Origin of the sequence: Lactobacillus sp. W8174, from assembly GCF_016100975.1 — a bacterium.
In the GTDB taxonomy this organism is placed as follows: Bacteria; Bacillota; Bacilli; order Lactobacillales; family Lactobacillaceae; genus Lactobacillus; species Lactobacillus juensis.
Genome location: NZ_JACFRN010000001.1, coordinates 214,197 through 240,066 on the forward strand (window position 1 = coordinate 214,197; position 25,870 = coordinate 240,066).

At 35.1% G+C, this 25,870-nt stretch carries 20 protein-coding genes and 1 pseudogene; 17 read left to right on the forward strand and 4 right to left on the reverse strand.

Features of this window, described 5'->3' with window-relative positions; translation table 11 throughout:
* Positions 1-30 precede the first annotated feature (30 nt).
* Positions 31-1,431 (forward strand): FAD-binding oxidoreductase, encoded by a 1,401-nt coding sequence (locus H3U49_RS01180; protein WP_198179029.1) that lies wholly within the window; start codon positions 31-33, stop codon positions 1,429-1,431.
* Between the two features lie 97 nt (positions 1,432-1,528).
* On the opposite strand, the gene H3U49_RS01185 is transcribed toward H3U49_RS01180, so the two are convergent.
* Both H3U49_RS01185 and H3U49_RS01190 read right to left on the reverse strand, forming a co-directional pair.
* Positions 1,529-2,704 carry a cyclopropane-fatty-acyl-phospholipid synthase family protein gene (locus H3U49_RS01185; protein ID WP_198179030.1) on the reverse strand — a complete coding sequence of 392 codons (1,176 nt, stop codon included), beginning with the start codon at positions 2,702-2,704 and terminating at the stop codon, positions 1,529-1,531.
* Between the two features lie 78 nt (positions 2,705-2,782).
* Entirely contained in the window at positions 2,783-3,397 is a 615-nt protein-coding gene (locus tag H3U49_RS01190) for a 1-acyl-sn-glycerol-3-phosphate acyltransferase (protein WP_198179031.1), read from the reverse strand.
* A 58-nt stretch (positions 3,398-3,455) separates the two neighbouring features.
* Between H3U49_RS01190 and H3U49_RS01195 the strand changes: the two genes are divergently transcribed.
* From H3U49_RS01195 to H3U49_RS01210, 4 genes are all read left to right on the forward strand, one after another.
* Positions 3,456-4,487: a GIY-YIG nuclease family protein gene (locus tag H3U49_RS01195; protein ID WP_198179032.1), complete on the forward strand. Its 1,032-nt coding sequence runs from the start codon at positions 3,456-3,458 to the stop codon at positions 4,485-4,487.
* 156 nt (positions 4,488-4,643) lie between these two features.
* The gene (gene rpsB / locus H3U49_RS01200; protein WP_034981617.1) at positions 4,644-5,447 is read left to right on the forward strand and encodes a 30S ribosomal protein S2; all 804 of its coding nucleotides are present in this window, start codon (positions 4,644-4,646) and stop codon (positions 5,445-5,447) included.
* A gap of 39 nt (positions 5,448-5,486) precedes the next feature.
* Positions 5,487-6,362: a translation elongation factor Ts gene (tsf, locus tag H3U49_RS01205; RefSeq protein WP_034981620.1), complete on the forward strand. Its 876-nt coding sequence runs from the start codon at positions 5,487-5,489 to the stop codon at positions 6,360-6,362.
* A 222-nt stretch (positions 6,363-6,584) separates the two neighbouring features.
* Complete coding sequence (locus H3U49_RS01210) at positions 6,585-6,767, forward strand: hypothetical protein (RefSeq protein WP_198179034.1); 183 nt, start codon at positions 6,585-6,587, stop codon at positions 6,765-6,767.
* 306 nt (positions 6,768-7,073) lie between these two features.
* Here H3U49_RS01210 and H3U49_RS01215 read toward each other — a convergent pair whose 3' ends face one another.
* Positions 7,074-7,970 (reverse strand): LysR family transcriptional regulator, encoded by an 897-nt coding sequence (locus tag H3U49_RS01215; protein WP_198179036.1) that lies wholly within the window; start codon positions 7,968-7,970, stop codon positions 7,074-7,076.
* Positions 7,971-8,176: 206 nt separating this feature from the next.
* Here H3U49_RS01215 and H3U49_RS01220 point away from each other — a divergent pair.
* The 3 genes and pseudogenes from H3U49_RS01220 to H3U49_RS01230 form a co-directional block, all read left to right on the forward strand.
* Positions 8,177-8,514, forward strand: a pseudogene (locus H3U49_RS01220) (IS30 family transposase); the annotation flags it as partial.
* Positions 8,515-8,653: 139 nt separating this feature from the next.
* A complete protein-coding gene (locus tag H3U49_RS01225) occupies positions 8,654-9,901 on the forward strand; it encodes an MFS transporter (RefSeq protein ID WP_198179038.1) in 1,248 nt (415 codons plus the stop codon).
* 2 nt (positions 9,902-9,903) lie between these two features.
* A complete protein-coding gene (locus H3U49_RS01230; RefSeq protein ID WP_198179040.1) occupies positions 9,904-11,346 on the forward strand; it encodes an FAD-binding protein in 1,443 nt (480 codons plus the stop codon).
* Positions 11,347-11,457: 111 nt separating this feature from the next.
* On the opposite strand, the gene H3U49_RS01235 is transcribed toward H3U49_RS01230, so the two are convergent.
* Positions 11,458-12,567, reverse strand: a complete 1,110-nt coding sequence (locus H3U49_RS01235) for an acyltransferase family protein (RefSeq protein WP_198179042.1) — start codon at positions 12,565-12,567, stop codon at positions 11,458-11,460.
* A gap of 230 nt (positions 12,568-12,797) precedes the next feature.
* On the opposite strand from H3U49_RS01235, the gene H3U49_RS01240 reads away from it, so the two are divergent.
* The 9 genes from H3U49_RS01240 to H3U49_RS01280 all read left to right on the forward strand — a co-directional run bounded on the left by H3U49_RS01240 (position 12,798) and on the right by H3U49_RS01280 (position 25,832).
* On the forward strand, positions 12,798-14,249 hold the full coding sequence (locus H3U49_RS01240; protein ID WP_198179044.1) for an FAD-binding protein: 1,452 nt from the start codon (positions 12,798-12,800) through the stop codon (positions 14,247-14,249).
* Positions 14,250-14,662: 413 nt separating this feature from the next.
* Complete coding sequence (locus tag H3U49_RS01245; protein ID WP_198179046.1) at positions 14,663-15,574, forward strand: ROK family protein; 912 nt, start codon at positions 14,663-14,665, stop codon at positions 15,572-15,574.
* A gap of 125 nt (positions 15,575-15,699) precedes the next feature.
* A complete protein-coding gene (gene pyrH / locus H3U49_RS01250) occupies positions 15,700-16,431 on the forward strand; it encodes a UMP kinase (RefSeq protein WP_045928215.1) in 732 nt (243 codons plus the stop codon).
* Positions 16,424-16,981 (forward strand): ribosome recycling factor, encoded by a 558-nt coding sequence (gene frr, locus H3U49_RS01255; RefSeq protein ID WP_045928214.1) that lies wholly within the window; start codon positions 16,424-16,426, stop codon positions 16,979-16,981. The genes pyrH and frr overlap by 8 nt, the downstream gene beginning before the upstream one ends.
* 4 nt (positions 16,982-16,985) lie before the next feature.
* Positions 16,986-17,720 (forward strand): isoprenyl transferase, encoded by a 735-nt coding sequence (locus tag H3U49_RS01260; RefSeq protein WP_198179048.1) that lies wholly within the window; start codon positions 16,986-16,988, stop codon positions 17,718-17,720.
* A gap of 8 nt (positions 17,721-17,728) precedes the next feature.
* Positions 17,729-18,526 (forward strand): phosphatidate cytidylyltransferase, encoded by a 798-nt coding sequence (locus H3U49_RS01265; RefSeq protein ID WP_198179050.1) that lies wholly within the window; start codon positions 17,729-17,731, stop codon positions 18,524-18,526.
* Between the two features lie 10 nt (positions 18,527-18,536).
* Positions 18,537-19,793: an RIP metalloprotease RseP gene (gene rseP / locus H3U49_RS01270; RefSeq protein WP_198179052.1), complete on the forward strand. Its 1,257-nt coding sequence runs from the start codon at positions 18,537-18,539 to the stop codon at positions 19,791-19,793.
* A gap of 25 nt (positions 19,794-19,818) precedes the next feature.
* A complete protein-coding gene (locus tag H3U49_RS01275) occupies positions 19,819-21,519 on the forward strand; it encodes a proline--tRNA ligase (RefSeq protein WP_198179054.1) in 1,701 nt (566 codons plus the stop codon).
* A gap of 5 nt (positions 21,520-21,524) precedes the next feature.
* Positions 21,525-25,832, forward strand: coding sequence for a PolC-type DNA polymerase III (locus tag H3U49_RS01280; protein ID WP_198179056.1), 4,308 nt, complete (start codon positions 21,525-21,527; stop codon positions 25,830-25,832).
* Positions 25,833-25,870 lie beyond the last annotated feature (38 nt).

A 25,870-nucleotide genomic window follows, 5' to 3' on the forward strand; every position in this document is an offset into this window, starting at 1 on the left:
AATTATGATTTTAGTAAGAAGGGAATTATAATGGAATATCATAAAATTAATCAAACTGATCTGGATAATTTAAGTAAGTTCATTTCAGATCCAGAAAGGTTTATTACTAAACCTACTAAACACTGGGATCATGACCAATTTGGCACAGTCAAAGCTATGCCTGATTTGGTAATTCAACCAACAAGCAATGAAGAGGTAATGAATGTTGTTAAATATGCAAGTGATCATTCAATACCTTTGGTTCCAAGAGGAAATTCAACTGGTTTAATGGGAGCTAACCTTGCTGTTGATGGCGGAATTTCACTGGACATGATCAAAATGAACAAGGTTTTGGAATATGATCCAGAAAGTTTGACCATGACTGTTCAAGCTGGATTGAGATTGAAAGACTTGGACGAATATCTGGCTGATAAGCCTTTCATGTATATGCCTGCTCCAGCCATGCACTGGGCAACTATCGGTGGTAATGTTTCCACCAATGCGGGTGGACTTAAAGCTATTAAATATGGCGTTACCAGAGAGCACATTCGTGAGATCAAAGTTGTATTAACTAATGGTAAATTATATAAATTTGGTTCAAAGGCAGTTAAATCATCTTCAGGCTATTCATTAAAGGATTTGATCATTGGTTCAGAAGGAACACTGGGTGTTGTAACAGAAGTTACAATTCGTTTATACCCAAGACCTCACAAATCTATCAATGCCATTATTCCATTTCCAACTTTGAATGACGCCATTAGATCAGTACCAGCTATTCTGAAATCTGGAGTTGTACCAACTACTGTTGAGTTTATGGGACGTAAGGTTGTTAAACTCTGGGAAACTTATGCTAAAGATGAATTTCCGATTAAGCATGGTGACGGCTTTATTATCATTGGAATTGATGCCTTTACAGAAGATGAGTGGAAAGCAGAGCTTAATGAAACTTTAGAAGTTGTTAAACCTTTTAAAGCTGAAAAAGCTATCGTTTTGAGTGCTGATTCTGATGAAGCCAAGAAGATCTGGAAATGTCGTGAAGAGTTATTGCTGGCCATTCAAAACTCTACTCCAAAGATGGATGAAATTGATGTTTGTGTTCCAATCAACCACATTCCTGTTGTTTTAGACCGGATTGAGGAATTAGAAAAAGAATTAAACATTAGGATTCCAAACTTTGGTCATGCTGGAGACGGCAACTTGCATATTTATCTTTGCTCTGACAATATGTCTGATGAAGAGTATGCTAAAACCAGTGATAAAGTTATTTCTGAATTGTATAAAACCGCTAAATCTCTTGATGGTAATATGTCCGGTGAACACGGAATTGGTTATGCAAGAGCAAATTACTATGAAGACTTTTACGGTAAAGATTATACCGACTTACTACGTAAGGTTAAAAAGTTATTTGATCCTAATTATATTGTTAATCCAGGGAAGATTTTTAAACCTTAACCCGAATTCTAAATCATAGTGTGGATGTAAATTTAAATTACTAAAAAAGCTGACAAAGTCAATTTGTCAGCTTTTTGTATGGATGAAAATATTAATACTACTTATCTAACATATACTTTCTTGTCATTGGTAAGTTCTTGCCAGATGGGCCTTTAGTAATTAGATATTGCACGACATCAATGTTGCCAGATTCAAAAGAAGCAGCGCAAGCCTGCAAGTATAAATCCCACATACGGGTAAAACGTTCACCCATATTCTTTTGGATTTGATCTCTTTTAGCATTAAAATTTTTATCCCAAATTTCAAGCGTTCTTTGATAATGCCTTCTAAGCATTTCCAAGTCTGTCAATTGCATGTTGTTTTCGACAATATGACCAATGTTTTCAGTTAAACCTGGTACATAACCACCTGGGAAAATGTACTTGTTAATCCAAGCATTCTTGGCACCGCCTTGTTGACGAGTTATGCCATGAATAAGGGCTACGCCATCTTTCTTTAAATATTTGGCTACATCAGCAAAGTATTGGCCTAAATTTTCTTTGCCAACATGTTCAAACATGCCTACAGAGGTAATATAATCCCATTGTTCATTTCCCAACTCACGGTAGTCTTCTAACTTAACTTCCGCAATATCTTGCAAGTTCTGGTCGTATATTTTCTTTTGCACAAGTTTATACTGCTCTTCACTCAGAGTTACACCAGTTACTTTTAAGCCGTATTCTTTGGCAGCAACCAGCATAAGAGTGCCCCAGCCACATCCAATATCAAGTAATGTCTTTCCTTTTTCAGGATGTAATTTATTTAAAATATGATGGATTTTATTCAATTGTGCTGTTTCAAGGTTGTCATTTTCATTTTCAAAATAGGCACACGAATATGTTAAAGTAGGGTCAAGCCATAATTTATAAAAGTCGTTACCGATATCATAGTGACTTTGAACATCTTTTTCACTTTGTTCTTCAGTGTGTTTTTCTTTGGGTAAAAATTTTCTAAATTTACTGGATCTCATGAAACTTCCGGCGCTTTCATAAGCCCCGCAAATTAGTTTTTGCAAACTGCCTTTAATCTCAATCCTTTTATCCATATATGCTTCGCCAAGAGCCAGTGAAGCATTTCTAGAAATAGCACTTGTCGGAATCTTTTCGTTAAAAATTATCTCTATATTTGGAGTACCGTTTCCATATACCTCGCTTTTGCCATCCCAATATGTTACTTTGACCGGGAATGGAAAAGATTTGCTCAACATAGCTCTATAAAAACTTTTTTCTAACAATTTTAAAATCCTCCATCTAACTTTTTACAGTATTATTTTAACACTTGTTTATAAAGCTTATGTTTAAAGAATGATTTTTTATTTAGGTTGATAATGAAAATCCGGATTTTGTTCGTAATCAATTTTATCCCAGGCTTTTTTCAATTTATTATCTAGCATTGCTTCATTTTCGTGTGTGAGTCTAATTTTACGGTCAACCATAAACGGTTCTCCAAAGCATACCTCCAAAGGTTGGCGTTTTAACAAACCTGTGAAAGTTAGAGGGCCTTGGTAAACTACAGGCACTATAGGCGTATTTGACAGCTTGGCAATAGCAATAGTACCGCTTTTCATTTCAGTTGAATGCCTGGTACCTGAAGGAAAAATAATTAAGGAATAATTTCCCTTTCTTAATCCATTAATGGGGGTTTTTAAAGCTGAAGGTCCCGGATGTTTACGGTCAACTGGAAATGCATGAGCGTGTTTTAAAATGAATCGTAATATTGGATTTTTAAACAATTCTATTTTAGCCATAAACATGAATTCCTTAGGACTGGCAGCTAATGCAAACAAAATTGGTTCCCACCAGGTTCTATGTGGTGCTGCCAAGATATAATTGCCTGCGGGAATTCTTTCTTTATGATTAACGTGTAAATGTCCGTTTAATAACCAGACAATAAAGCGGGCTACCGGACGAATGAAATGATAAAACATAATTTCCTCCAATTGATGTAAAATATTATAACAGAGCTGCGAGAGAGGACAAATTTTTATGGAAAAATTATTGAAAAATGAACGTATTGATTATATGTACAGTGATGATTTAAAAATAATTCAAAATAAATCATCTTTCAGCTTTTCATTAGATACTCTGCTTTTAGCGGCAACTGCAAAGGACGCAATTAAAGATAATTCCAAGGTAGCGGATTTATGTGCGGGTAATTGTGCAGCAACAATGTATATGGCTTATTTTAATCGTGCTAAATATGATGCGGTTGAAATACAAGAAGAAGTAGCTTCACAAGCTGAACGTTCTATTGCGCTAAATAATATGGAAAATCGTATCCAGGTTTTTCAAAAAAACGTTAAAGATGCTCCTGCATTTTTACGAAAAGATTCATATGATGTAATTGTCGTGAATCCACCTTACTTTAAAGTTGCACAAAATCATAAAGTAAATCCTGATCCAGCAAAGGCTATTGCCAGGCATGAAATCTTAATTAATTTAGAAGAAATAATTTCTGTAGCCAGTGCCTTACTTAAAATGAAAGGCAAATTATTTATGGTCCATCGACCAGAGCGCTTAAACGAAATTGCCTATTTTTGTCTTAAGCATGATTTGAGTATTAAGCTTGTACAGCCATATGTTTCTCATCGAGGAGAGGACTGCAATTTAATAATTATTGAGGCAGTTAAACATACTGGTAGCGACGGTCTAGTATTAAGGGATGCCATTGAGGTACATGATAAAAACGGTAATTATCTTCCTGCGATCCAACGTATAATCAGAGAAACAGAATCGGATAAAGAAAAAAGGCAAAAGAGTAGGAGATATTATTTTTATGTACTCTTATGTAAGGATAATAGCTTCTATGGTGGTTTTACTGATGATTTACATAAACGACTGAAAGCACATAACAGCGGCAAGGGTGCCAAATACACGAAATCTCGCAGACCGGTTAAATTACTTTATCATGAAGAGTTTAAAGATAAAAAGCTGGCGCTTAAAAGAGAATACTGGTTTAAGCACCATAACAGGACATGGAAAGAAAAATTTCTAAGGGAGCATAAAGTTGATTTTTAACCTTGCATCTTAAGCAATAATCTAGTATTATTTTAACGTATGCCTTTAGGCATATTGTGTAATAAACATCAAGAGCGATCAGTATTTTGGTGCCACACAATGGTGAAATACTGAAATGACCGCTTGAGAGGATTAAAACCGTAGGAGGAAGTTAATATGTCAGTAGTTTCAATGAAACAATTGCTTGAAGCTGGTGTCCATTTTGGTCACCAAACTAGAAGATGGGATCCAAAAATGGCTCCTTATATCTTTACACAAAGAAATGGTATTTACATCATTGATTTGCAAAAAACTATCAAGATGTTGGATGATGCTTATTCATTTGTTAGAGCCGTTGCTCAAAATGGTGGCGTTATCCTATTTGTTGGTACTAAGAAACAAGCTCAAGATTCAATTGCTGAAGAAGCTACTCGTGCTGGTCAATACTACGTTAACCAACGTTGGTTAGGTGGTACATTGACTAACTGGAAGACTATCCAGAGCCGAGTACAAAGATTAAAAGATTTAAAGAAAATGTCAGAAGATGGCACATTTGATGTGTTGCCAAAGAAGGAAGCTTCTCTTTTGACTAAAGAAAAGGATAAATTGGAAAGATTCTTAGGTGGTATCGAAGATATGCCTAGAATTCCAGATGTTTTATTCGTAGTCGATCCTAAAAAGGAAAAGATTGCTGTTCATGAAGCTAATATTTTAGGAATTCCTGTAGTAGCTATGGTCGACACTAACACTGATCCAGACCCAGTTGACGTAGTTATTCCTGCAAACGACGATGCTATTCGTGCTATTCGTTTGATTTCAGGCGCTATGGCTGATGCTGTTATTGAGGGTAAGCAAGGTCAAGATGATGACAATGCTGAAGCAGAGATGGCTAAGGGTGCAGAAGAAAAACAAGCAGATACTGAAGCTGATGCAGAAAAAACAGTTGAAGCTGAAGAAACTTCTGACTCAGATGAAGACTAGTTTTAATTATTAATAAGTTTTTATTTGGAAGGAAAAATAATGGCAAACATTACTGCTAAACAAGTAAAAGAATTACGTGACCGTACCGGTGCCGGCATGATGGATTCCAAGAAGGCTTTGGTTAAAGCTGATGGTGATATTGAAAAGGCAATTGACATTTTAAGAGAAAATGGTGTTGCTAAAGCTGCTAAGAAGAGTGGCCGCATTGCTGCTGAAGGTTTGGCCGAATATGCTTTTGAAGGAAATAACGCTGTTGTAGTAGAGATTAACTCTGAAACAGACTTTGTTTCATCTAATGATAAATTTATCAAATTAGTTGATGATGTGACCAAGGCAATTTTAGCGGCTAAACCTGCTAACGTTGAAGAAGCATTAAAATCACCAATGGGTGATTCCACGATCGGCGAGGAAATTACCAATCTTACTGCTGTCATTGGTGAAAAAATCACTTTAAGAAGATTTGATCTAATTACTAAGAATGATGATGAAGTCTTTGGTGCGTACAAGCATAATGGTGGTGCAATTGTTGCAGTTGTTACTTTAAAAGGTAACAGTGAAGAAGCTGCTAAGAACATTGCTATGCACGTTGCTGCAATTAATCCAGAATACTTGAACAAAGATTCAGTACCAAAGGCTGATTTTGATCGCCAAAAAGAAGTTTTCACTAAGGAAACTGAAAATGAAGGTAAGCCTGCTAAAATCATTCCTAAGATTGTTGAAGGCAGAGTAAACAAGTACCTTAGCGAAATATGTTTAGTTGATCAACCATACGTTAAAGATGGCGATATGACTGTAGCTGAATACGCTAAGTCAGAAGGTTGCGAAGTTGTTGGTTACAAGCGTTATGAAGTTGGCGAAGGTATCGAAAAGAAGCAAGAAGACTTTGCTGCTGAAGTAAAAGAACAAATGAAATAGATATACATATTTTTATTGATTCAATTAAAAGCTCTTATCTGTACAGATAGGAGCTTTTTGTTTTATTTAAAAAAGTAAATTGTATATTGACAAAATTAAACAAAAAATTAGTTAAATTTTCCTTTATCTTTAGTTTTCTAACTCAATTAATTACTAATTTTGATTTATATTTGTAATTAATATAAATAAAGAAATGCAAGAATTTGTTAATTGGAAGTATCTATGGGTTTCTGGATTATGATTTTGGCTTTGGTATCTGGAACAGTACTAATCTTTCTTAGTTTTGCTAGTCAGTTTTCAAAACTAACCAAGAGAATTTCCTTTGTGGCAGGATGCATTTTGATAGCGAGTGCTATTTTCTTGGCTACACCAAGTGGGGCAGCCTTTGTCATGGATATTACATAGTTTCTTTATATAAAAATAGACCATTTTTATACTAAAACTGCACTGTTAAAATACAGCGCAGTTTTTTAATGTCAAAAATAATAATCGAATGTACTGAATAAAATTTGCAGGGAAAAAAGTTATGTTAAAAGATTTTTCTTCTTATGAGAGCTTGCCGATCCTGATAAATTTACTACAGAAACCTATTTGGACTAATATAAAAAAACAATATTATTTTCAAAAAAATCGGAATGAATATATAGCTATTAGACTAAAAAACGTAATTATAGCAAAATTTACTAATAATTATTATTAATAAAAACAAGTTTAACAATATTCTTTTCTATAACTGTAATATGTATTCTTAATTAGATCAAATAATGTTTCCATATTAATATCATATTGTATAGTATCTAAATAGCCGAATCCGAAAATAGTAGAAATGTCAGTAGCTAAAGGCAAATATAATAATGATTTATCCGTTTTGTCTACTCCATACTCAGGCAAAATACCTAAAATATTCTCAGATTTTACTAAAAGAGCCATTATCATCATATCGTCAGCATACTCTATATATTTTCCACCAATTTGATCAATGATTTTGTCATGAAGGCTTTGTTCAGTTGGTAAATATTGTCTAATGTTGCCTAATACTAATTTTTTGCTTTTTAAATCCGAAATCCTAACAATTTTTTTATTCTTAAATTCAGATTGTGGGGAAGTAATAACAACATATCTACTTTTAAACAGTGGTAAAAACTCAATATGACAATCATTTTTAAAACAGTCTTTCTCCCCAAAAACTATCATTGAATTGCCATGAATTAACCCATTAATAGTATCATCTAAAAAAACTTCATTAACATTTATATTCCAATTAGGGTATTTTTTTAAAATATTTTTAAGCAGCAATGGCATGAATATCTTGTCGGCATATGTATTTAAATATCCAATTGTAAAGGTTTTTGTCTGCTTTTTTAAATTAAGTATAGCCGAATCAATTGAATTAACCACATTTTTTGCAATCCCGTAAAAATATTGTCCTTCAGGGGTTAATCGAACACTCCGTGTTGTTCTCTGAAAAAGCCTACATCCTAGAAAGAGTTCAAGCTCTTTAATATTTTTAGATACACTTGATTGTGACATATTAAGTTTATTTGCTGTAATTGTAAAGCTGCTATTATTAGCAACTGCTAAAAAAACTTTGAATTGTTCTATATTCATTATTTATTCCTTTGGTAAATTGTAAAATGAAGTTGAATACTTGCGCTGATTAGAAAATGAAAAAAGTCCATTGGACTTCTTTGATAGAATGTAATTACCAACCTAATTCTAGAAAGAAGTTACCAATGAACTCCCTTAATTCTACCATATCTAGTCACCAAAAAGGCCAACATCTTGCTTTGCAAGACCGAGTGACGCTCCAGATTTTAAGCAGCCAATACCAGGAACACTGGAACGAAGTCTTTAAGACCATTACCACGGATAATGGTTCTGAGTTTGCGGATTTAGCCCAGTTAGAAGAAGCTGCGCAGACGCTGGTCTACTACGCGCACCCTTATACTTCTTATGAGAAGGACGGGGTTGAGCGGCACAACCGGCTAATTCGGCGCTTTATTCCCAAAGGCAAGTACATCAAGGATTATGACTTAATGCAAATCTACGGCATTGAGGAATGTGCAATAACCTGCCCCGCAAGATCTTAGCCTACGACACACCCGATGAATTATATGAAATAAGATTAGATTGCATCTATCAGATCAAGTAGGGTGTTCAACTTAAAATTGCAATTTTCATTATTTATTCCTTTTTCAAATAATTTATTCGAATTAAGATAAAGAAAGCTCTAAAAACTATGATAACTTATTCACTGGTAAATATCTAATTTGATTTAGGAGGATATGAAAATGAATAAGAAGCAAAGATTTTATCCTTGGTTGGTGACTATTGCAATGGGTTTGATAATGTCGGCTATCGTCGATACATACTCTGGTGTGATAGGAGTGTTTTTGACCCCAATTGCTAATGGAATGAAAGTAAAACTTTCAGATGTCTCTTTTTTTTACACAGTTTTAGGATTAGTGATGGCTGTCACAATACCCTTTGTAGAAAAAATTATAAAAAAATTTAATCTTAGTATTGAATTGCTAGGAGTAGTTATAATTACTGCCTTTAGTGCATTTATTATATCAAATGCTAAAAATTTGGTAATCTTCTATATAATGGCTGGCATTCTAGGCATTTGTATGGCTTTCGGTGGCTTGGTTGTTCAAGGAATTGTAATTAACAATTGGTTTGAAAAAAGCAGAAATTTAGCTTTTAGTATTAGTTCAGTAATCGAATCAATTTTTCTAGTTATAGTAACGCCAATTACGTCTTTGTTAATACAAAAATTTAACTGGAAAGTGGCCTTTTTTGTCTTGGCGATAATGACACTAGTTTTAGGAATACCATCAGCTTTAATTGTCAAACTCAAACCTGAAAACTTAGGCATGTTGCCTTATGGAGCATCTGAAGAAAAAGTGGCTTCAATTAACGATAGCGAAAAACATACTGTTAAAAAAAGTATTTCAACTAAAGCATTAATTTTTTCTGGAGCTTTTGTTATTTCTGTGTTATTTACCATACTAGTTCAGTTTCCAGGGAACATTATTCAATTGTTTCCAACATATGGTGTCAGTACTGGTATTGGTGCAACTGCTGGAGCTTTGATGGTATCTGTAGTTTCTTTTGCTGGAATAATCATTGTTCCAATAATTGGTTGGTCATGTGACAAATTCGGACCGCAAAAAGCTTTGACTTTTTGGTTGGCCACTGGAATAGTTGCTTTTTTAGTTCTTTGTTGGGCAACAAAAGCCAAATCAAAGGACATATCACTATTTGGTTCCTTATTAATATGCGCTGCATATAACTTATTTGGTTCAGGACAAGAGATATTTGCTAGATATATGTTTGAAGATGAATTTGATCAAGGGTTTTCTTTAGTTACTTCTGTCTCGTATTTTGTCGGCTCTTTTATTATGCCAATTTTAACTGGAATATTAGAAATGACAAATTCTTTTGTAGCAGTTTATTTATTTTGTGGCTTAACGACAATAATAATGATTTTCTTAGTAATTATTGGAAAAAAATATAGGATCAATGCAAAAGGATAAAAATGAAGAATAAATATGATGTAGTAATTCTAGGAGCTGGATTATCTGGCTTTTGCGCGGCAGTTGAGGGAATAGATTCAGGTTTATCTGTTTTACTTATAGAAAAGGGTAAGTCTACAGGAGGATCAGGAAATTATGTTGAAGGAGTATTTGCTGTAGATTCTGAATTACAAAGAAAACAAAATATTAAGATTAATAAAAACGACGTTTTAAAAGAAGAAATGAATTATTCCCATTATCAAGCTAATCATGATATGTGGAAAAAATATATTGACAATTCTAGTGAAAACATTACCTGGCTTCAAAATCACGGAGTTGAATTTGACCAAGTTGCTAGTCTGGGAACTGGTATTAACACGTGGCATTTGTTTAAAAACCTTGGCTATAATGCGATACATTCTGGTCTTGAACAATATGCAAAATCAAGAGGAGTAGTTATCAAAACTTTAACAAAAGCTATAGATGTACATCAGAAAAATAACCATGAATATGTAATAACTTATAGAAATCTCGATAACAATGTGGAAGAAAAAGTAATAACCAGTAACTTAGTTTTTGCTACAGGTGGCTATATTAATAACGATGAGCTGATAAAAGAAACTCTTTTTAAAACAAAAACTAATATCGTACCGATGAATTCTGGTAAGAGTACCGGTGATGGCCTGAAAATGGCTTGGTCATTAGGGGCTCAAAAATATTTTACGGGAATGAAAATGAAGTTTGGCGCTCAACTTGTAGATCCCAAAATTCCACCATATAAACTATGGGAGTCAAATCTTGGAGGGTTGGTTATAAGTGCTCAACCTTGTCTCTGGGTTAATGAAAATGGGGACAGATTTATAGATGAAAATCATGGTGTTGATGATTGGGCCAGCCAAGGAAATGCAATTAGCAGACAAGAAAAAGCTTTTGTCATTTTAGATCAAAAAATAATCGATTACTTAACAGATGTTTCAATAATTAAGGATATGCATCCTTTTTATACTAAGCCAACTATACCAAACCTAAGAGCTGAAATTGATGGGTATGTAAAAACTAAAGCTCAATTTATGAATGTTGCAAATTCAATTTATGATCTTCAAGAAAAAATTGAAGCCAATAATCTGGTAAAAACTATTAACAGATATAATGAATTGGCTACTAAGAAAAAGGATTTAGATTTTGGTAAGCCAGCAAAATATTTATTTTCGTTAGAAAGAAAGCCTTTTTATGCTGTAGAAGTAGCTTGTGGAGCTTATACAACGGGTGATGGCTTAAAAGTCAATCTTGAAAACCAAGTTTTAGATGAAAATGGAAAGGTAATTGAAGGAGTTTATGCAATTGGAAGTGACGGATCAGGCATTATGTATGGTGATACTTATGGAGTTGAAGTTCCTGGTAGCCATGCTGGATATTGTGTTTTTTCTGGTCGAAATGCAATAAAATCATTACTTTTGAATAAATAATGAACTTTTAGAACAAGAACCCAAGCTGCTTCAGCCTGATAGTCTAGCTTATAAATTAAGCACGTTGAAATGCAAAATCAATGTGCTTTTTGTGTAAATAAATATTTGTTGTTATTTACTTAAAATCTCTTTTGCCTTTGTCCACCATATATGTAGAAAATATGCTGAAGTAAAAGATAGTATCCATGTCAGGATCCATGTGCCAAAAAAAGTAAGGAATGGATGATATATAGCATGGTAGCTCATGTTTAATCCGCGCCAAATTAGTTGATTCCAAAATACATTTGACAAGTATGCGCGATAGGCATAAGTTGCTAAAAAGTGAAAGACTTTTAAATAAGTTTTCAATTTATGTTTAACATTAGCTAAATACAAAGTTGCTACTAATGCAATCACAGCCAAACAGTAAAACATCATTGACGGCTTATAATACGGAGCGTTAGCTAAGAGAACTGGATGACCAAATCCGTGTAATTCAAAATTAGTCCAGAAAAAACAAACGATAAGTGCAATTAGAATTAGCCACCAAAACTGGTATAGAAATGAATTAACATAATCTCTAAGTTGCCAAGCTAATACACCATAAATGCCATAAATAAAAAAAGAAATAAATATTCGATCTAACAAATACCAATTCTTTTCATGGGGGCCATGAAAAACATAAATATCATAAAATTGCAGCCATGCAAAATAGATAACAATTGTAATAAGAGCAACCATAACACCTTGTTTGACATTTGTGCCAACAAAACGGCTAATTTTCCAAAATATTGGAATTAAGATAATAAACTGCAACATCATGGTGTTGTACCAAAGATGGGGTGCAGCGTTACCGTTAACAAATTGCCAGCAAAAGGAACTAAAATTATTAAACCTATTTATCTGTTGTAGCCAGGGCATTCCCAACAAGTAAATAAGTGTCCACCAAAATGTAGGTACAAACAAATTTGACCAGCTTGATCGCATATGTTGCTTGTAAGAAAAAGTGCCAGCTAAATCATTTGTTCGAATTGTTGAGTATAAAATACCAAAAATAAAAGCAGGAGCTGTGTATTTGACTAAATTGTACATAATACCAAAAATATCTTGCGTACGAAAAGGTTGGCCCACTTGCATAATTAAAGCCATAATTGGTTGTGCCATTACAGCAGTGCAGGCGAATACTTTCAAATAGTCTCCGATATCAGCAATATTGGCTAATTCGTATGAATACTTTTTCATTTTTAGTTTAAAAATTCACTTTCTTTTTGATAATATTTATAAAATTTTCAATTTGGTGTAATGACAGTTTTTATTATAAAACTCAAAAAGATGATATCAATCAGACGATGAAGTTTTTACAATAAGAACTAAAATAAATTTTTGAATCTATTATGTTAGTTATATTATATATGAAGAGAGTTCTCATACTTACGTATAGTATTTATTTTTACTTAAATTAAGGAGACATAATGTTATCAAAAAGAATTGACTATGATTTAGTAGTAATTGGTGCAGGATTATCTGGTCAAGCAGCTGCAGCTGCCTCTGTTGAAAAAGGTTTAACCACATTAGTAGTTGAGAAAGGTCGAACAACTGGTGGATCTGGCAATTACGTGGAAGGAATATTTGCTGTAAATAGTAAAATGCAACAAGAGCAGGGAATCAATCTCTCTGAAAAAGAAATTTTGCATGACGAACAACAATTTTCCCACTTTGAGGCAGATACAATGATATGGAAAGACTATATTGCGCAGTCAGCTAAAAATGTTGAATGGTTAAACGATATTGGAGTTAAATTCGATGGAGTTGCCACACTTGGTGCAGGACTTAACACTTGGCATATGTTTAAGGGATTGGGTAATCATGCAATTCACGATGCAATGCAGCCTTATTCTGAAAAAAACGGTGTGGAATTTATCACTTCAGCTTCTGTAGTTAAACTCATTCAAAATAGCACTGGAAAAATTACTGGTGTAGTTATAGAAGATTTTGAAACCAAAAAACAAAAAGAAATAAAGACTAAAGCGGTAATATTGGCGACCGGCGGTTACTTAAATAATAGAAAAATGCTTTTAAAGTATTTTAATTCTAATGCAAACCGCATTGTTCCTATGAATTCTGGAAAAAGTGATGGCTCAGGTCTTCAATTAGCATGGAATGTTGGGGCCAAAAAATTTGGAATGGGAATGGCAATGATGTTTGGAGGACAAATAAAGGAAGATAGTGTGCCCTCATATCAATTTTGGAAAACAGATATTGGTATTGCGAGTTGTGAAATGGCTCCTCTTTGGGTTAATGAAGTTGGGCAGAGATTCGTTGACGAAAGTGTTTTTAGAATATGGGCGCACGCTGGAAATGCTATTATCAGGCAAGAAAAGGTATACGCAATATTTGATCAAAGTATCTTAGATGAGTTTGCTGATAAAAAATTACCTAGGAGCTTAAAGCCGCTTTCAGATCGTACTAGACTAGATAAGTTGAAAAGCATGATTTCTGAGGCTGAGAAAAAGAACATGTTGTTTTTGACTAAAGCTGACTCAATTGCCGACCTTGCTGAAAAACTAAATATGTCAAGTTTAACCAAAACAGTTAAACGATATAATCAGTTGGCAAACATTAAAAAAGATGAAGATTTTGAAAAACCCGCAAACTATCTTAAGGCTATCCAAAAAGGTCCTTTTTATGCTTTTGAATTGGGTGTAGGGGCTTATTGTACAATGGGTGGCTTGAGAGTAAACCGCAAAAATGAAGTTTTAGATGAGAATGGTAGGCAAATATCCGGCTTGTATGCAGTTGGATCTGATGCCTCAGCAGTTCTTGTAGGTGACACCTATGGTGTAAATGTTCCTGGTTCTGAGGCAGGTTATTGCATTTATTCTGGCAGAACAGCTGTCGATAATATTGCAACGTTAACTAATTAGAAAATCAAATTTAAAAAGACTAATGAAGTGCTCTATAATAGTTAGCTTTATGTCTAACTTTATAGTCGCACTTCACTAATAGTGAGAATTAATATCTATTTAATGTTGATCTTTTAGATATTTATTTAGCTTTTCCAAAAAATAGTTCTAATGTTCCTATTATTTGAACTTTTTCACTATTGCATACGTTAGCTGGATAATAATAAAATACATATGTTAAAAGCGTGGAAAATGATTTTCAGTGGCAAAATATTTTCCACGTTTTTGTTTTATTTGAATGCACCATAGATCTAACAATAAAACAAATAACTGATTTTTTAATTTGAATGTCAAATAGTTGTTTAAGGTTAATATTTGAGATAATGTAATATGGTTGTTTGCAAAAGTTAGAATGAATTATGTGAAAGAGTGTAATGAAAAATTATTTAAGTATTGATATTGGCGGAACTGAAATTAAATTTGCAAAATTAGATTATGCTGGAAATATAATCGAAAAAAACAAAATTGCTACTGTTAAAAATAAAACCGAGTTTTTGGAAAAAATAGATCAAATTGTAAAATATTATATTGCAGATATTAAAGGTTTAGCATTTTGTTCTCCTGGAAAAATTGAAAACACTAAAATTAGATTTGGCGGTTCATTACCTTTTTTAGACGGAATTGACTTTGCTGAAATTTATGGTAAAAGCTACAGAATTCCGGTGGCGGTAATAAATGATGGCAAGGCTAGCGTTTTAGCAGAAAATTGGCTAGGAAGTTTAAAGGGTGAGTCGAATTGTGCTGCAATTACGCTTGGAACAGGTATTGGTGGCGGCATCATAATTAACGGTCATCTATTGCGAGGCTCACACTATCAAGCTGGTGAATTAAGTTTTATGATTAATAATTTATCCTGCCCTAAAAATATGGAAGGCGCCGTTGGAAACAATGGTTCAGGTGTGAATTTTGTTAAAGCAATTAATCGTAAACTTGATCATAACAATGAAGATGACGGATTATATGCTTTTGATGCCATTAAGTCTGGTAAAGTAGAAGCCATTAGAATTTTTAATGACTATTGTTTAAAAGTGGCAACTTTAATTCTTAATATTCAGACAGTAGTAGATTTAGATAAAATAGCTGTCGGTGGCGGAATAAGTGCTCAACCAATTTTAATCAGTGGTATCAATAAAGCTTATGACAAGTTGGTTAATGACTATAATCCGATTATTGGTGATACCTTAACAAAACCGGCAATCGTTTCAGCTCATTTTAGAAACGATTCAAATCTATACGGATCGCTTTATAATTTATTACTTCAAATTAATAAAGAAAATAAATACTAATTTCATCAAAATCTCGAAGCTCATCCACTTCGAGGTTTTTTTAAGAAATTTCTCTCTTTTATTTCTAGGTCCACATTTGCCCTTTTTATATGGTAGAATAACTAAAGTTAATAGAGGAGGTTGTCATGACTAAAGTTAAGTATAAGCGAATAGTTTTGAAAATTTCTGGTGAGGCTCTGGCCGGTGATGAAGGAACGGGTATAAATCCTACAGTCATCAGTCATTTAGCAAAGGAGATTAAATCTGTTCACGATTTGGGAGTTGACATTGGTATCGTCTGTGGTGGCGGTAATATGTGGCGCGGGGAAACTGGCGCAAAACTAGGGATGGAACGTTCACAGGCTGATTATATGGGGATGCTTGCTACCATAATGAATGGATTAGCTCTTCAAGATGGATTGGAACATGTAGGTGTACCAACTAGACTGCAAACTTCAATTGAAATGAGGCAAATAGCTGAACCATATATTAGGAGAAAAGCTATTCACCACATGGAAAAAGGACGCGTAGTTATTATGGGTGGCGGCACTGGTAATCCATATTTTTCTACCGATACAACTGCTGCTTTAAGAGCTGCGGAAATAGGTGCTGATGTGATCCTAATGGCTAAAAATGGAGTTGACGGAGTTTACTCCGCTGATCCGAAGGTTGATCCTCATGCTAAAAAATACAGTGAACTTTCTCAACTAGATATTATTTCTAAAAACTTAAAAGTCATGGACAGAACTGCAAGCTCACTTTCAATGGACACCAACATTCCTCTAATCGTATTTAATGTTAATACTGAAGGTAACATTAAAAAAGTGGTATTAGGTGAGAATATTGGAACAGTAATCGGAGGAAAGAATAATGAATAATGACGCAATTAAAAAAGCTCAAGATAATATGAAGAAGTCAATTACTGTTTTTCAAAAAAACTTGAGCTCTATTCGTGCCGGTGTTGCTAACGCAGCTTTACTTGATGGGGTAAAAGTCGACTATTATGGAGCGCCAACTCCCTTGACGCAAATGTCTAGTGTGACTATTCCAGAGCCACGCGTGTTATTAATTACACCTTATGATCAAAACAGTCTTGATGATATTGAACATGCACTCTTAGCATCCAATTTAGGTTTGACTCCCGCCAATGATGGCAAGGTCATTCGCCTTGTTATTCCGCAATTAACTGGTGAAAGGCGTCAAGAAATTGCTAAAGAAGTCAACAAAATGGCTGAAGAGAGTAAAATTGCAATCAGAAATGTACGTCGGGAAGCTATGAATAGTCTGAAAAAACAGCAAAAAGACGATGAAATTACTGAAGATGAACAACGCAATTTGGAAAAGAAGGTACAAAAAGTTACTGACGATGCTACTAAGCAGATTGACCAAATTGCAGAAGAAAAACGTAAAGAGATTACCCAGGGCTAATTAAATGGCAGATAAAAAAAATCAGTTAAATCATTTAGCTATCATTATGGATGGTAATGGTCGTTGGGCAACAAAACAAGGCAAACCACGAATTGCAGGTCATTACGAAGGTATGAATAACGTGGAAAGAATAACTTTGGCAGCCAATCAATTAGGCATCAAAGTTTTATCTTTATATGCGTTTTCTACTGAAAATTGGGGTAGGCCTAAAGAAGAAGTAGCATATCTAATGAACTTACCTGTACGTTTTTTTGACAAGTTTATGCCAACCTTAATGAAAGAAAATGTCAAAGTGAACATTATGGGCTATTTAAACGAGTTACCTTCTAAGACCTATGATGTGGTGCAGAGAGCAATGGCTGAAACTGCTAATAATAATGGCTTAATTTTAAATTTTGCTTTTAATTATGGTTCACGAAGAGAAATTACTACAGCAGTAAAAGAGATTGCTACTCTGGTTGAAACAGGTAGTATTACCAGTGATGAAATTTCTGAAAAAATGATTTCGCAGAGATTGATGACTGCAAGCTTTGGTAAATACAGTGATCCAGATTTATTAATCAGAACATCTGGTGAGCAAAGAATTTCTAATTTCATGTTATGGCAATTAGCATATTCAGAGCTTGCTTTTAGTAAGAAAAACTGGCCTGATTTTACTAGAGAAGATCTGGAAAAATTTGTTATTGATTTTCAAAATCGTCATCGACGTTTCGGTAAAGTCGATGAATCGGATAGTTAGGTAAATATATGAAACAACGTGTAATCACAGCAGTTATTGCTTTAATTTTATTTATTCCTATCGTCATAGCTGGCGGACTTTGGATGGATTGGCTCACCGTTTTGTTTGCGGCCGTTGGTATCAGTGAATTCTTTTTAATGAAAAAGCAAATATTGGTGTCAGTAAACTTTCTGCTGGCTTTACTTGCTACCATTGTTTGGGCAGTTCCTGATAGCTTTCTTAAGTCAATGCCATTTCATTGGACAAAGTATGGCATTTATTTTGCTTTGATAATGCTAATGCTGACCTGGACTGTTTTAACTAAAAATAAAACTACTTTTGATGATGTAGCGGTTTATACCTTGGGTTCATTATATGTGGGAACCGGCTTTCATTACATGGCAAGTATCAGAAACGCAAATAATGGACTTGCTCTTCTTTGCTATGTTTTTGTTGTAGTTTGGTTGACAGATACTGGAGCCTACATGATCGGGCGTAAAATAGGCAAACATAAGTTGTGGCCTGTAATCAGTCCTAATAAAACCTGGGAAGGATCACTTGGAGGCACAATTTGCGCGGTAATTTGTGCTGCAATTTATGTTTACTTTGTGAACTTGAACCATTCGCAAGTTGAAATGATTATTTTTGCTCTTGTGTTATCAATAGTCGGACAAATGGGTGACTTGGTTGAATCAGCCTATAAGAGGTACTATGGCGTGAAAGATTCTGGTAAAATATTGCCAGGCCATGGTGGTATTCTGGATCGCTTTGACAGTATGCTCTTTGTTTTACCTGTTTTTGCTGCTTTAATGGGAATCATACACTAGGAGGATTCTTGTGAAAGGTATACTTATCTTTTTAGTAGTATTTGGAATATTAGTTTTTGTCCATGAATTCGGGCACTTTATTGTTGCTAAAAAGTGCGGCATTTTAGTACGTGAATTTTCAATAGGCATGGGACCAAAGCTTTTCCAAGTTAGGCGCAACCCAACTACCTATACGATTAGATGGTTGCCGCTAGGCGGTTATGTCCGTTTAGCAAGTAAAGATGACGAAACTGATCTGGCAGCAGGGATGAGAGTAGTTTTGCAACTTAATCAGCAAAAAGAAGTTGTAAAAATTGATGCTTCTGAATCAGAAATGCCAATCGAAGGAGTACCATTACAGGTTACTAAATTTGATTTGGTCGATAAACTTTTTATTTCTGGATATGAAAATGGTGAGGAAGATCGGCTAGTTACCTATAAGGTTAATCATGATGCCACGGTTATTGATCATTCAAAAACTGAGTTAATTATTGCGCCAAGGGATACCCAGTTTCAAGAAGCTAATGTCTGGCAAAAGTTGGCTACTAACATTGCTGGACCATTAATGAATATAATTCTAGGCTTTGTTGTTTTTTTAATTTGGACATTTACTGTTCCAGGGCCTGCAACTACAGAAATAGCTGAAGTGACACCTAATTCACCAGCTGCTATTGCAAAAATGGAACCGGATTCAAAAATTGTGGCTCTTAATGGTCACAAAATAACGTCCTTCGAACAAATTTCGGAAGAAATATCTCAGAACAAAAGTAAAAAAATCAGTATTTCTGTTATCAAAGATAAGCAAAAAAAAGTGGTAAGCGTTCAACCAAAAGTTGTTAAAGTTCAAGGCCAAAAAGTATACCAAATCGGAATTAGAGCAAAAAGTGATGAAAGCATCAGTGCTAAATTTAAACGCGGTTGGAATACGGCTGTTTCTACTACGGGAATGATTTTCAATGCAGTTGGTGGCTTATTCCGTCATTTTAGTTTAAATAAACTTTCCGGACCTGTGGGCATTTATTCTCAGACATCACAGGTTTCGCAAATGGGTTTTACCTATATCTTGGCCTTTTTAGCCATGATTTCAATTAACTTGGGAATAGTGAATCTAATTCCTATACCTGGTCTTGATGGTGGTAAGTTTTTGCTTAACCTTATTGAAATAGTTCGTGGTAAACCAATTTCTGAAAATCATGAAGCCATGGTAGAATTGATAGGTTTCGGCTTACTATTAGTGTTAATTATTGCTGTAACGGGAAACGATATTTACCGTTACTTTATTAAATAAAATATAAATTTGGGAGAGAGTTTTAATGCGACAATCTAAATTATTTATGCCGACTTTAAAAGAAGCACCAGCTGATGCTGTAGCTGAAAGTCATAAATTGATGCTGCGAGGCGGATATGTTCGTCAGGTTACGGCAGGCGTTTATGCCTATTTGCCTTTAGGGTACCGTGTTCTAAGTAAAGCTGAACAGATAATGCGTGAGGAAATGGCTAAAATCAACGTGCCAGAAATGGCAATGCCTGATCTATTACCTGCTACTTTATGGGAAGAATCTGGCAGATGGCAAAAATATGGTCCGGAAATGTTTAAACTTAAAGACAGACACGGTCGTCAAAGTCTGCTGGGACCAACTCATGAAGAAACATTTACTGATATTGTCGCAAAAGATTTAAAAAGTTATAAACAAATGCCGATAGCTCTTTTCCAAATTCAATCAAAGTTTAGAGATGAAAACAGGCCTCGTTTCGGTTTACTGAGATCGCGTGAATTTATCATGCTTGATGCTTACAGCTTTGCCGCTACTAAAGAACAGCTTGATCAACAATTTGAAGATGAGAAAAAGGCTTTTACGGCTGCATACCAACGTTGTGGCTTGAAAGTTACACCAGTTATTGCTGATTCCGGAACTATGGGCGGAAAAAATTCAACTGAATTTCAGGCTCCAGCTGCCATTGGTGAAGATACTATTGCTACGAATGAAACAGGTACATATTCAGCAAATTTGGAAATGGCTTGCAGTATTGATACGTTCAAGCAGGAAGAGGAACCGTTAAAACAAGTTGAAGAAGTAGCTACTCCCGATCAAGAAACAATCTCAGACCTAGTTGACTTTTTAAAAGTTCCAGCTACCAGAATTGTTAAAAGTATACTTTATATTGCTAATGAAAATGATAAAGTATTGGTTTTAATTCGGGGTGATAAACAAGTAAACGAAGTAAAACTGAAGCACCTATTAGATGCTGATTCACTTAGAGTAGCAACAGATGAAGAATTGGAGCAAATTACTGGTGTTACTAAGGGCAGCGTCGGACCAATTAATGCCGATTGGGCTGATCAGGTAATTGCAGATAATACAGTAAATAATCTTTATAACGTGGTTGTCGGGGCCAATAAGACAGGTTTTCAATTTAAAAATGTGAATTTGAAGCGAGATTTTAACCCTGATAAATTTGGTGATGTGAGAGTAGCTAATGAAGGTGAACCAGATCCGGTCGATCATTTACCTTTAAAATTTACTACTTCTATTGAAGTTGGTCATATTTTTAAACTGGGAACTTACTATACAAAAACTATGGGTGCAAACTTCCTTGATAAAAATGGTAAAGCTCAACCTGTTATAATGGGTTCATATGGTATTGGTGTGACAAGAGTTTTGTCTGCAGTAATAGAACAGCATTTGACCAAAAATGGCGTGGCGTGGCCTAAAGAAATCGCACCATTTGACCTGCACATTGTGCAAATGAAAATGAAAGATGAAGGTCAAACAAATTTGGCTCAAAAACTTGAAGAAAAATACAGCGCTACGTATGATGTATTATATGACGATCGTAATGAACGGGCAGGAGTTAAATTTGCTGATGCTGACTTACTAGGTGCTCCAGTGCGAGTAACAGTTGGTAAAAAAGCCAGTGAAGGAGTAGTCGAAGTTAAACGGCCTACTGATGAAAAAGCAACTGAAATGACAGTGTCCGAGTTAGACGATTTTATTAATAAAGAGTTAGGATAATTTTCGTGACTGATAAAAATAAACTATTTTTAAGGTTATTGGAGCAAATCAAGTTTCCGCAAGAGTTTGCAGATAATGATTTATTGCAGAAAGGCGAAATTGAGAACGTGGATGTTTACGCTAAAGAACATAGGTGGGATATCCATGTTCTTTTTACTACGCCACTAAAATTTGAAACTTTTAATGCTTTAAATAAAGCTATAACAGCTAGTTTTTCCTCTTTTGTCAATACTCGTTTGTTTGTTCGTTCTCAAGATGGAGCAGATGACTATTTGTCTGACTATTGGCAATTCGCAGTGCAAAATTCTCATGCTTTACAACCGGTAGCACGTGAATTTATTTCTAGTCATAAGCCTAAAAAGGAAAATGGACGTTGGATTATTCCGGTAGACAATTTAGTTGTTGATGGCCTGCTCGAGCAAAAAATGCTTGATGAACTAGCAGAAGAAATGAGAAATTTTGGCTTCTTTAACTTAAAGTTTGTAACTGAAATTGATGATGAAAATTCAGTAAATAATTTGGCTAGTCTTCAGGAATTGCAGGAACAGCATGAGCAAAATATGCAGGAAGAATACGATGCAGCCCCACCCCAAGAGAAACCTAAACAAGGGACTTATCCTACTAAAAAGACTCGCTATGGTAACCGCAAGTTGGATGAGAGTTTGCCAGTTACCCAAATAAAGGAAGTAATTGACGGTAGCAGAAATGTTGTCATAGAAGGCAATATTTTTAATATTTCTAGTCGCGAATTGAAAAATGGTTCAATCATTTTTACGGGTGAAATAACTGACTACACTGATTCAATTTCATTTAAAAAGTTTGTTTCGGATAAAGAACAAATTGAAAATATGACAAAAATCAAACCGGGAACTTGGGCTAAAATGCAAGGATCGGTTGCAGAAGATCAGTGGAGTCATGACACTGTTTTTAATATTTCTTGTTTTGAAATTGTTGAACATGTTGGCAGAACGGAAAAATATCAGGGTGATGAAAAAAGGGTCGAGCTACATCTACATACAAATATGAGTCAACTTGACGCCACTAATACAGCAACTGATTTTGTTATGACAGCTAAAAAATTTGGTCAAAAAGCGATAGCTATTACAGACCATGCTGATGTTCAAGCCTTTCCTGAAGCATATAATGCTGGTAAACAGAATGGCATCAAAATTATTTACGGCTTAGAAGCAAATATGATTGACGATCATGCATTACTAGTTCTTAATCCGGCATCAATGACATGTAAAGATCGTGAATTTGTTATTTTTGACGTTGAAACTACAGGTTTGTCGTCCGTTTACGACACCATTATTGAAATCGGTGCTGTAAAGATGAAAAATGGGGAAGTGCTGGAGAGGTTTGATAAATTTATCAATCCCCATCATCCATTAAGTGAACAGACCATTAATTTAACTTCAATTACTGACGAAATGGTAGGGGCAGCTGATGATGAGGCTGTAGTTATCAAGCAATTTCAGGATTTTTATGGCGACCGTCCACTTTGTGGTCATAATGTTCAATTTGATGTTGGTTTTGTCAACGCAGCTTTAAAACGAGCTAACTTAGAAGAAATTACTCAGCCGGTAGTTGATACGCTAGAAGTATCACGGTTGCTTCACCCAGAACAAACTAGACATACCTTAGATTCTCTAGCTAAAAAATATAATGTTGTTCTTGAGCATCACCATAGGGCTAACCAAGATGCTGAAGCTACGGGCTACTTAATGTTTAAGCTCTTGGATGCCTTTACTAAAAAGTATCACGAAGATAATTTAGGTAAAATGAACGATTATGCTGCTCAAGGTCAAGTGTTTAAGAGAGCAAGACCGCAACATATGACTATCTTAGCTAAAAATCAAGCTGGACTTAAAAACATGTATCGTTTAGTTTCTATTGCCAATACCAAAGATTTTTATAGGATTCCCCGCACTCCTAAATCTGATTTGGTTAAGAACCATGAGGGACTGCTATATGGCTCGGGCTGCTCCGAAGGCGATGTTTTTGTTGCAATGATGCAAAAGGGCTATGACGAAGCGCGTAAGAAAGCTCGCTTTTACGACTATCTCGAAATTCAACCACCAGCAAATTACTCGATTATGATCGAAGATCATCTGATAGCTGATGAAGCGGAACTTGAAGAAATTCTGACAAATATTTATAAATTGGGTAAGGAACTTGATAAACCAGTAGTTGCTACTGGTGATGCACATTATATTGAAAAACATGATGCAATTTATCGGACGATTCTAATTTCGGCTCAGCGTAGTAATCCTGACAGGAACAAAAAACAACCTGATATGCATTTTTACACTACTCAGGAAATGCTGGATGCTTTTAGTTTTTTAGGAGAAGATGCAGCTAAAGAAATAGTGATTACTAATCCAAACAAGATCGCGGAATCAACTGAGGAAATTTCACCTATTAAAGATGGACTTTACCCACCTCACATTGATAATGCTGATGAAGAAATGAAGCGTTTGACTTATGACAAAGCACATGAATTATATGGGGATCCATTGCCGAAGATTGTTCAAGATAGACTTGATATGGAACTCAATTCAATCATTTCTAACGGTTATGCGGTTATTTATTTGATTTCACAAAGACTAGTGGCTAAGTCGAATAAGGATGGCTATTTAGTTGGGTCTCGTGGTTCTGTTGGCTCTAGTTTAGTTGCGACAATGTCTGGTATCACTGAGGTCAACCCATTACCACCACATTATCGTTGTCCAAAATGCCAGTATTCCCAATTCTTTGAAAACGGTGAATATGGCTCTGGATATGACTTGCCTGATAAAAAATGTCCCAAATGTGGAGCAGAGTTGGTTAAGGATGGACAAGATATACCATTTGCAACGTTTTTGGGATTTCACGGTGACAAGGTTCCTGATATTGATTTGAATTTCTCGGGTGACTATCAGCCAGTAGCTCATAACTTTATTCGGGTAATGTTTGGTCCCGATAATTCTTATCGAGCAGGTACAATTGCCACTGTTGCTGATAAGACAGCTTACGGTTATGCTAAACACTATGATGAAGAAAAAGAATTGAATCTGCGTGGTGCTGAACTTGATCGTTTAGCAGCTGGTGTCAGTGGGGTCAAACGAACTACCGGGCAGCATCCAGCAGGCATAGTTGTCGTTCCTGATGATATGGATATATATGACTTCACGCCGGTACAATATCCTGCAGATGATGTAAATGCTGCATGGTTGACAACCCATTTTGATTTTCATTCTATTCATGATAACATCTTAAAATTTGATATTTTAGGTCATGATGATCCAACAATGATCAGAATGTTGCAAGATCTTTCCGGAGTTGATCCTTTAACAATTCCACCCGATGATCCAGGAGTAATGTCGCTTTTTTCTAGTCCTAAAATTTTAGGTGTAACACCCGAGCAAATTCAATCAGAAACTGGTACTTTAGGCGTACCCGAATTTGGTACAAAATTTGTCCGAGGGATGTTAGAGGAAACAAAGCCGACTACATTCTCCGAGTTACTGCAAATTTCTGGACTATCTCACGGTACTGATGTCTGGTTAGGAAACGCAGAAGAGCTTGTTAACAATGGAACTTGCAAACTGAAAGATGTTATTGGTTGTAGAGACAACATCATGATGGACTTGATTCACTGGGGAGTTAAACCTGAAGTAGCCTTTTCAACTATGGAATCAGTTCGTCATGGTCGGGGAATAAGTGATGATGATATGGCAGTTTTACAGAAAAACGATAAAATTCCTGACTGGTACATTCCGTCTTGTCTCAAAATCAAGTATATGTTTCCGAAAGCTCATGCGACGGCTTATATATTAATGGCTTTAAGAATTGCCTGGTTCAAAGTTTACTATCCTGAAATTTACTACACTGCCTATTTCTCAGTACGTGCTGATTTATTTGATTTAGTAGCTATGAGTCATGGTAAAAACACGGTAAAAAAGGCAATGTCTGATATTCAAAATCAAGGTAATGACGCATCCGCCAAGGATAAGAGTCTTCTGACAGTGTTAGAAATTGCTAATGAATGTTTAGAGCGTGGAATAAAAATTAAAATGGTGGATATTAACCAGTCAGAAGCCACTAATTTTAAAATTATTGACCAGCATACGATTCTAGCGCCATTTAACGCTGTTCCCGGGCTGGGAAATAATGCTGCCAAACAAATTGTTGCTGCCAGAACTGAGCAGAAGTTTTTGTCAAAAGAAGACTTGGCAAACCGTGGAAAAGTATCCCAGTCAATTATGGATTATTTAGAAAATAATGAAGTTCTAACTGGAATGCCGGAGCAGAATCAACTTTCACTCTTTTAAAATTTTGCAGTATTAATATAAATGTGATATACTTGCTA

Bases quoted from the DNA above. Each gene is read 5' to 3' on its own strand.
- H3U49_RS01260 (WP_198179048.1), top strand. From the start codon at position 16,986: ATGGCAGATAAAAAAAATCAGTTAAATCATTTAGCTATCATTATGGAT.
- rpsB (WP_034981617.1), top strand. From the start codon at position 4,644: ATGTCAGTAGTTTCAATGAAACAATTGCTTGAAGCTGGTGTCCATTTT.
- pyrH (WP_045928215.1), top strand. From the start codon at position 15,700: ATGACTAAAGTTAAGTATAAGCGAATAGTTTTGAAAATTTCTGGTGAG.
- H3U49_RS01245 (WP_198179046.1), top strand. From the start codon at position 14,663: ATGAAAAATTATTTAAGTATTGATATTGGCGGAACTGAAATTAAATTT.
- H3U49_RS01265 (WP_198179050.1), top strand. From the start codon at position 17,729: ATGAAACAACGTGTAATCACAGCAGTTATTGCTTTAATTTTATTTATT.
- H3U49_RS01180 (WP_198179029.1), top strand. From the start codon at position 31: ATGGAATATCATAAAATTAATCAAACTGATCTGGATAATTTAAGTAAG.
- H3U49_RS01190 (WP_198179031.1), bottom strand. From the start codon at position 3,397: ATGTTTTATCATTTCATTCGTCCGGTAGCCCGCTTTATTGTCTGGTTA.
- H3U49_RS01275 (WP_198179054.1), top strand. From the start codon at position 19,819: ATGCGACAATCTAAATTATTTATGCCGACTTTAAAAGAAGCACCAGCT.
- H3U49_RS01235 (WP_198179042.1), bottom strand. From the start codon at position 12,567: ATGAAAAAGTATTCATACGAATTAGCCAATATTGCTGATATCGGAGAC.
- frr (WP_045928214.1), top strand. From the start codon at position 16,424: ATGAATAATGACGCAATTAAAAAAGCTCAAGATAATATGAAGAAGTCA.
- H3U49_RS01240 (WP_198179044.1), top strand. From the start codon at position 12,798: ATGTTATCAAAAAGAATTGACTATGATTTAGTAGTAATTGGTGCAGGA.
- H3U49_RS01215 (WP_198179036.1), bottom strand. From the start codon at position 7,970: ATGAATATAGAACAATTCAAAGTTTTTTTAGCAGTTGCTAATAATAGC.
- H3U49_RS01230 (WP_198179040.1), top strand. From the start codon at position 9,904: ATGAAGAATAAATATGATGTAGTAATTCTAGGAGCTGGATTATCTGGC.
- H3U49_RS01210 (WP_198179034.1), top strand. From the start codon at position 6,585: ATGGGTTTCTGGATTATGATTTTGGCTTTGGTATCTGGAACAGTACTA.
- H3U49_RS01195 (WP_198179032.1), top strand. From the start codon at position 3,456: ATGGAAAAATTATTGAAAAATGAACGTATTGATTATATGTACAGTGAT.
- tsf (WP_034981620.1), top strand. From the start codon at position 5,487: ATGGCAAACATTACTGCTAAACAAGTAAAAGAATTACGTGACCGTACC.
- H3U49_RS01225 (WP_198179038.1), top strand. From the start codon at position 8,654: ATGAATAAGAAGCAAAGATTTTATCCTTGGTTGGTGACTATTGCAATG.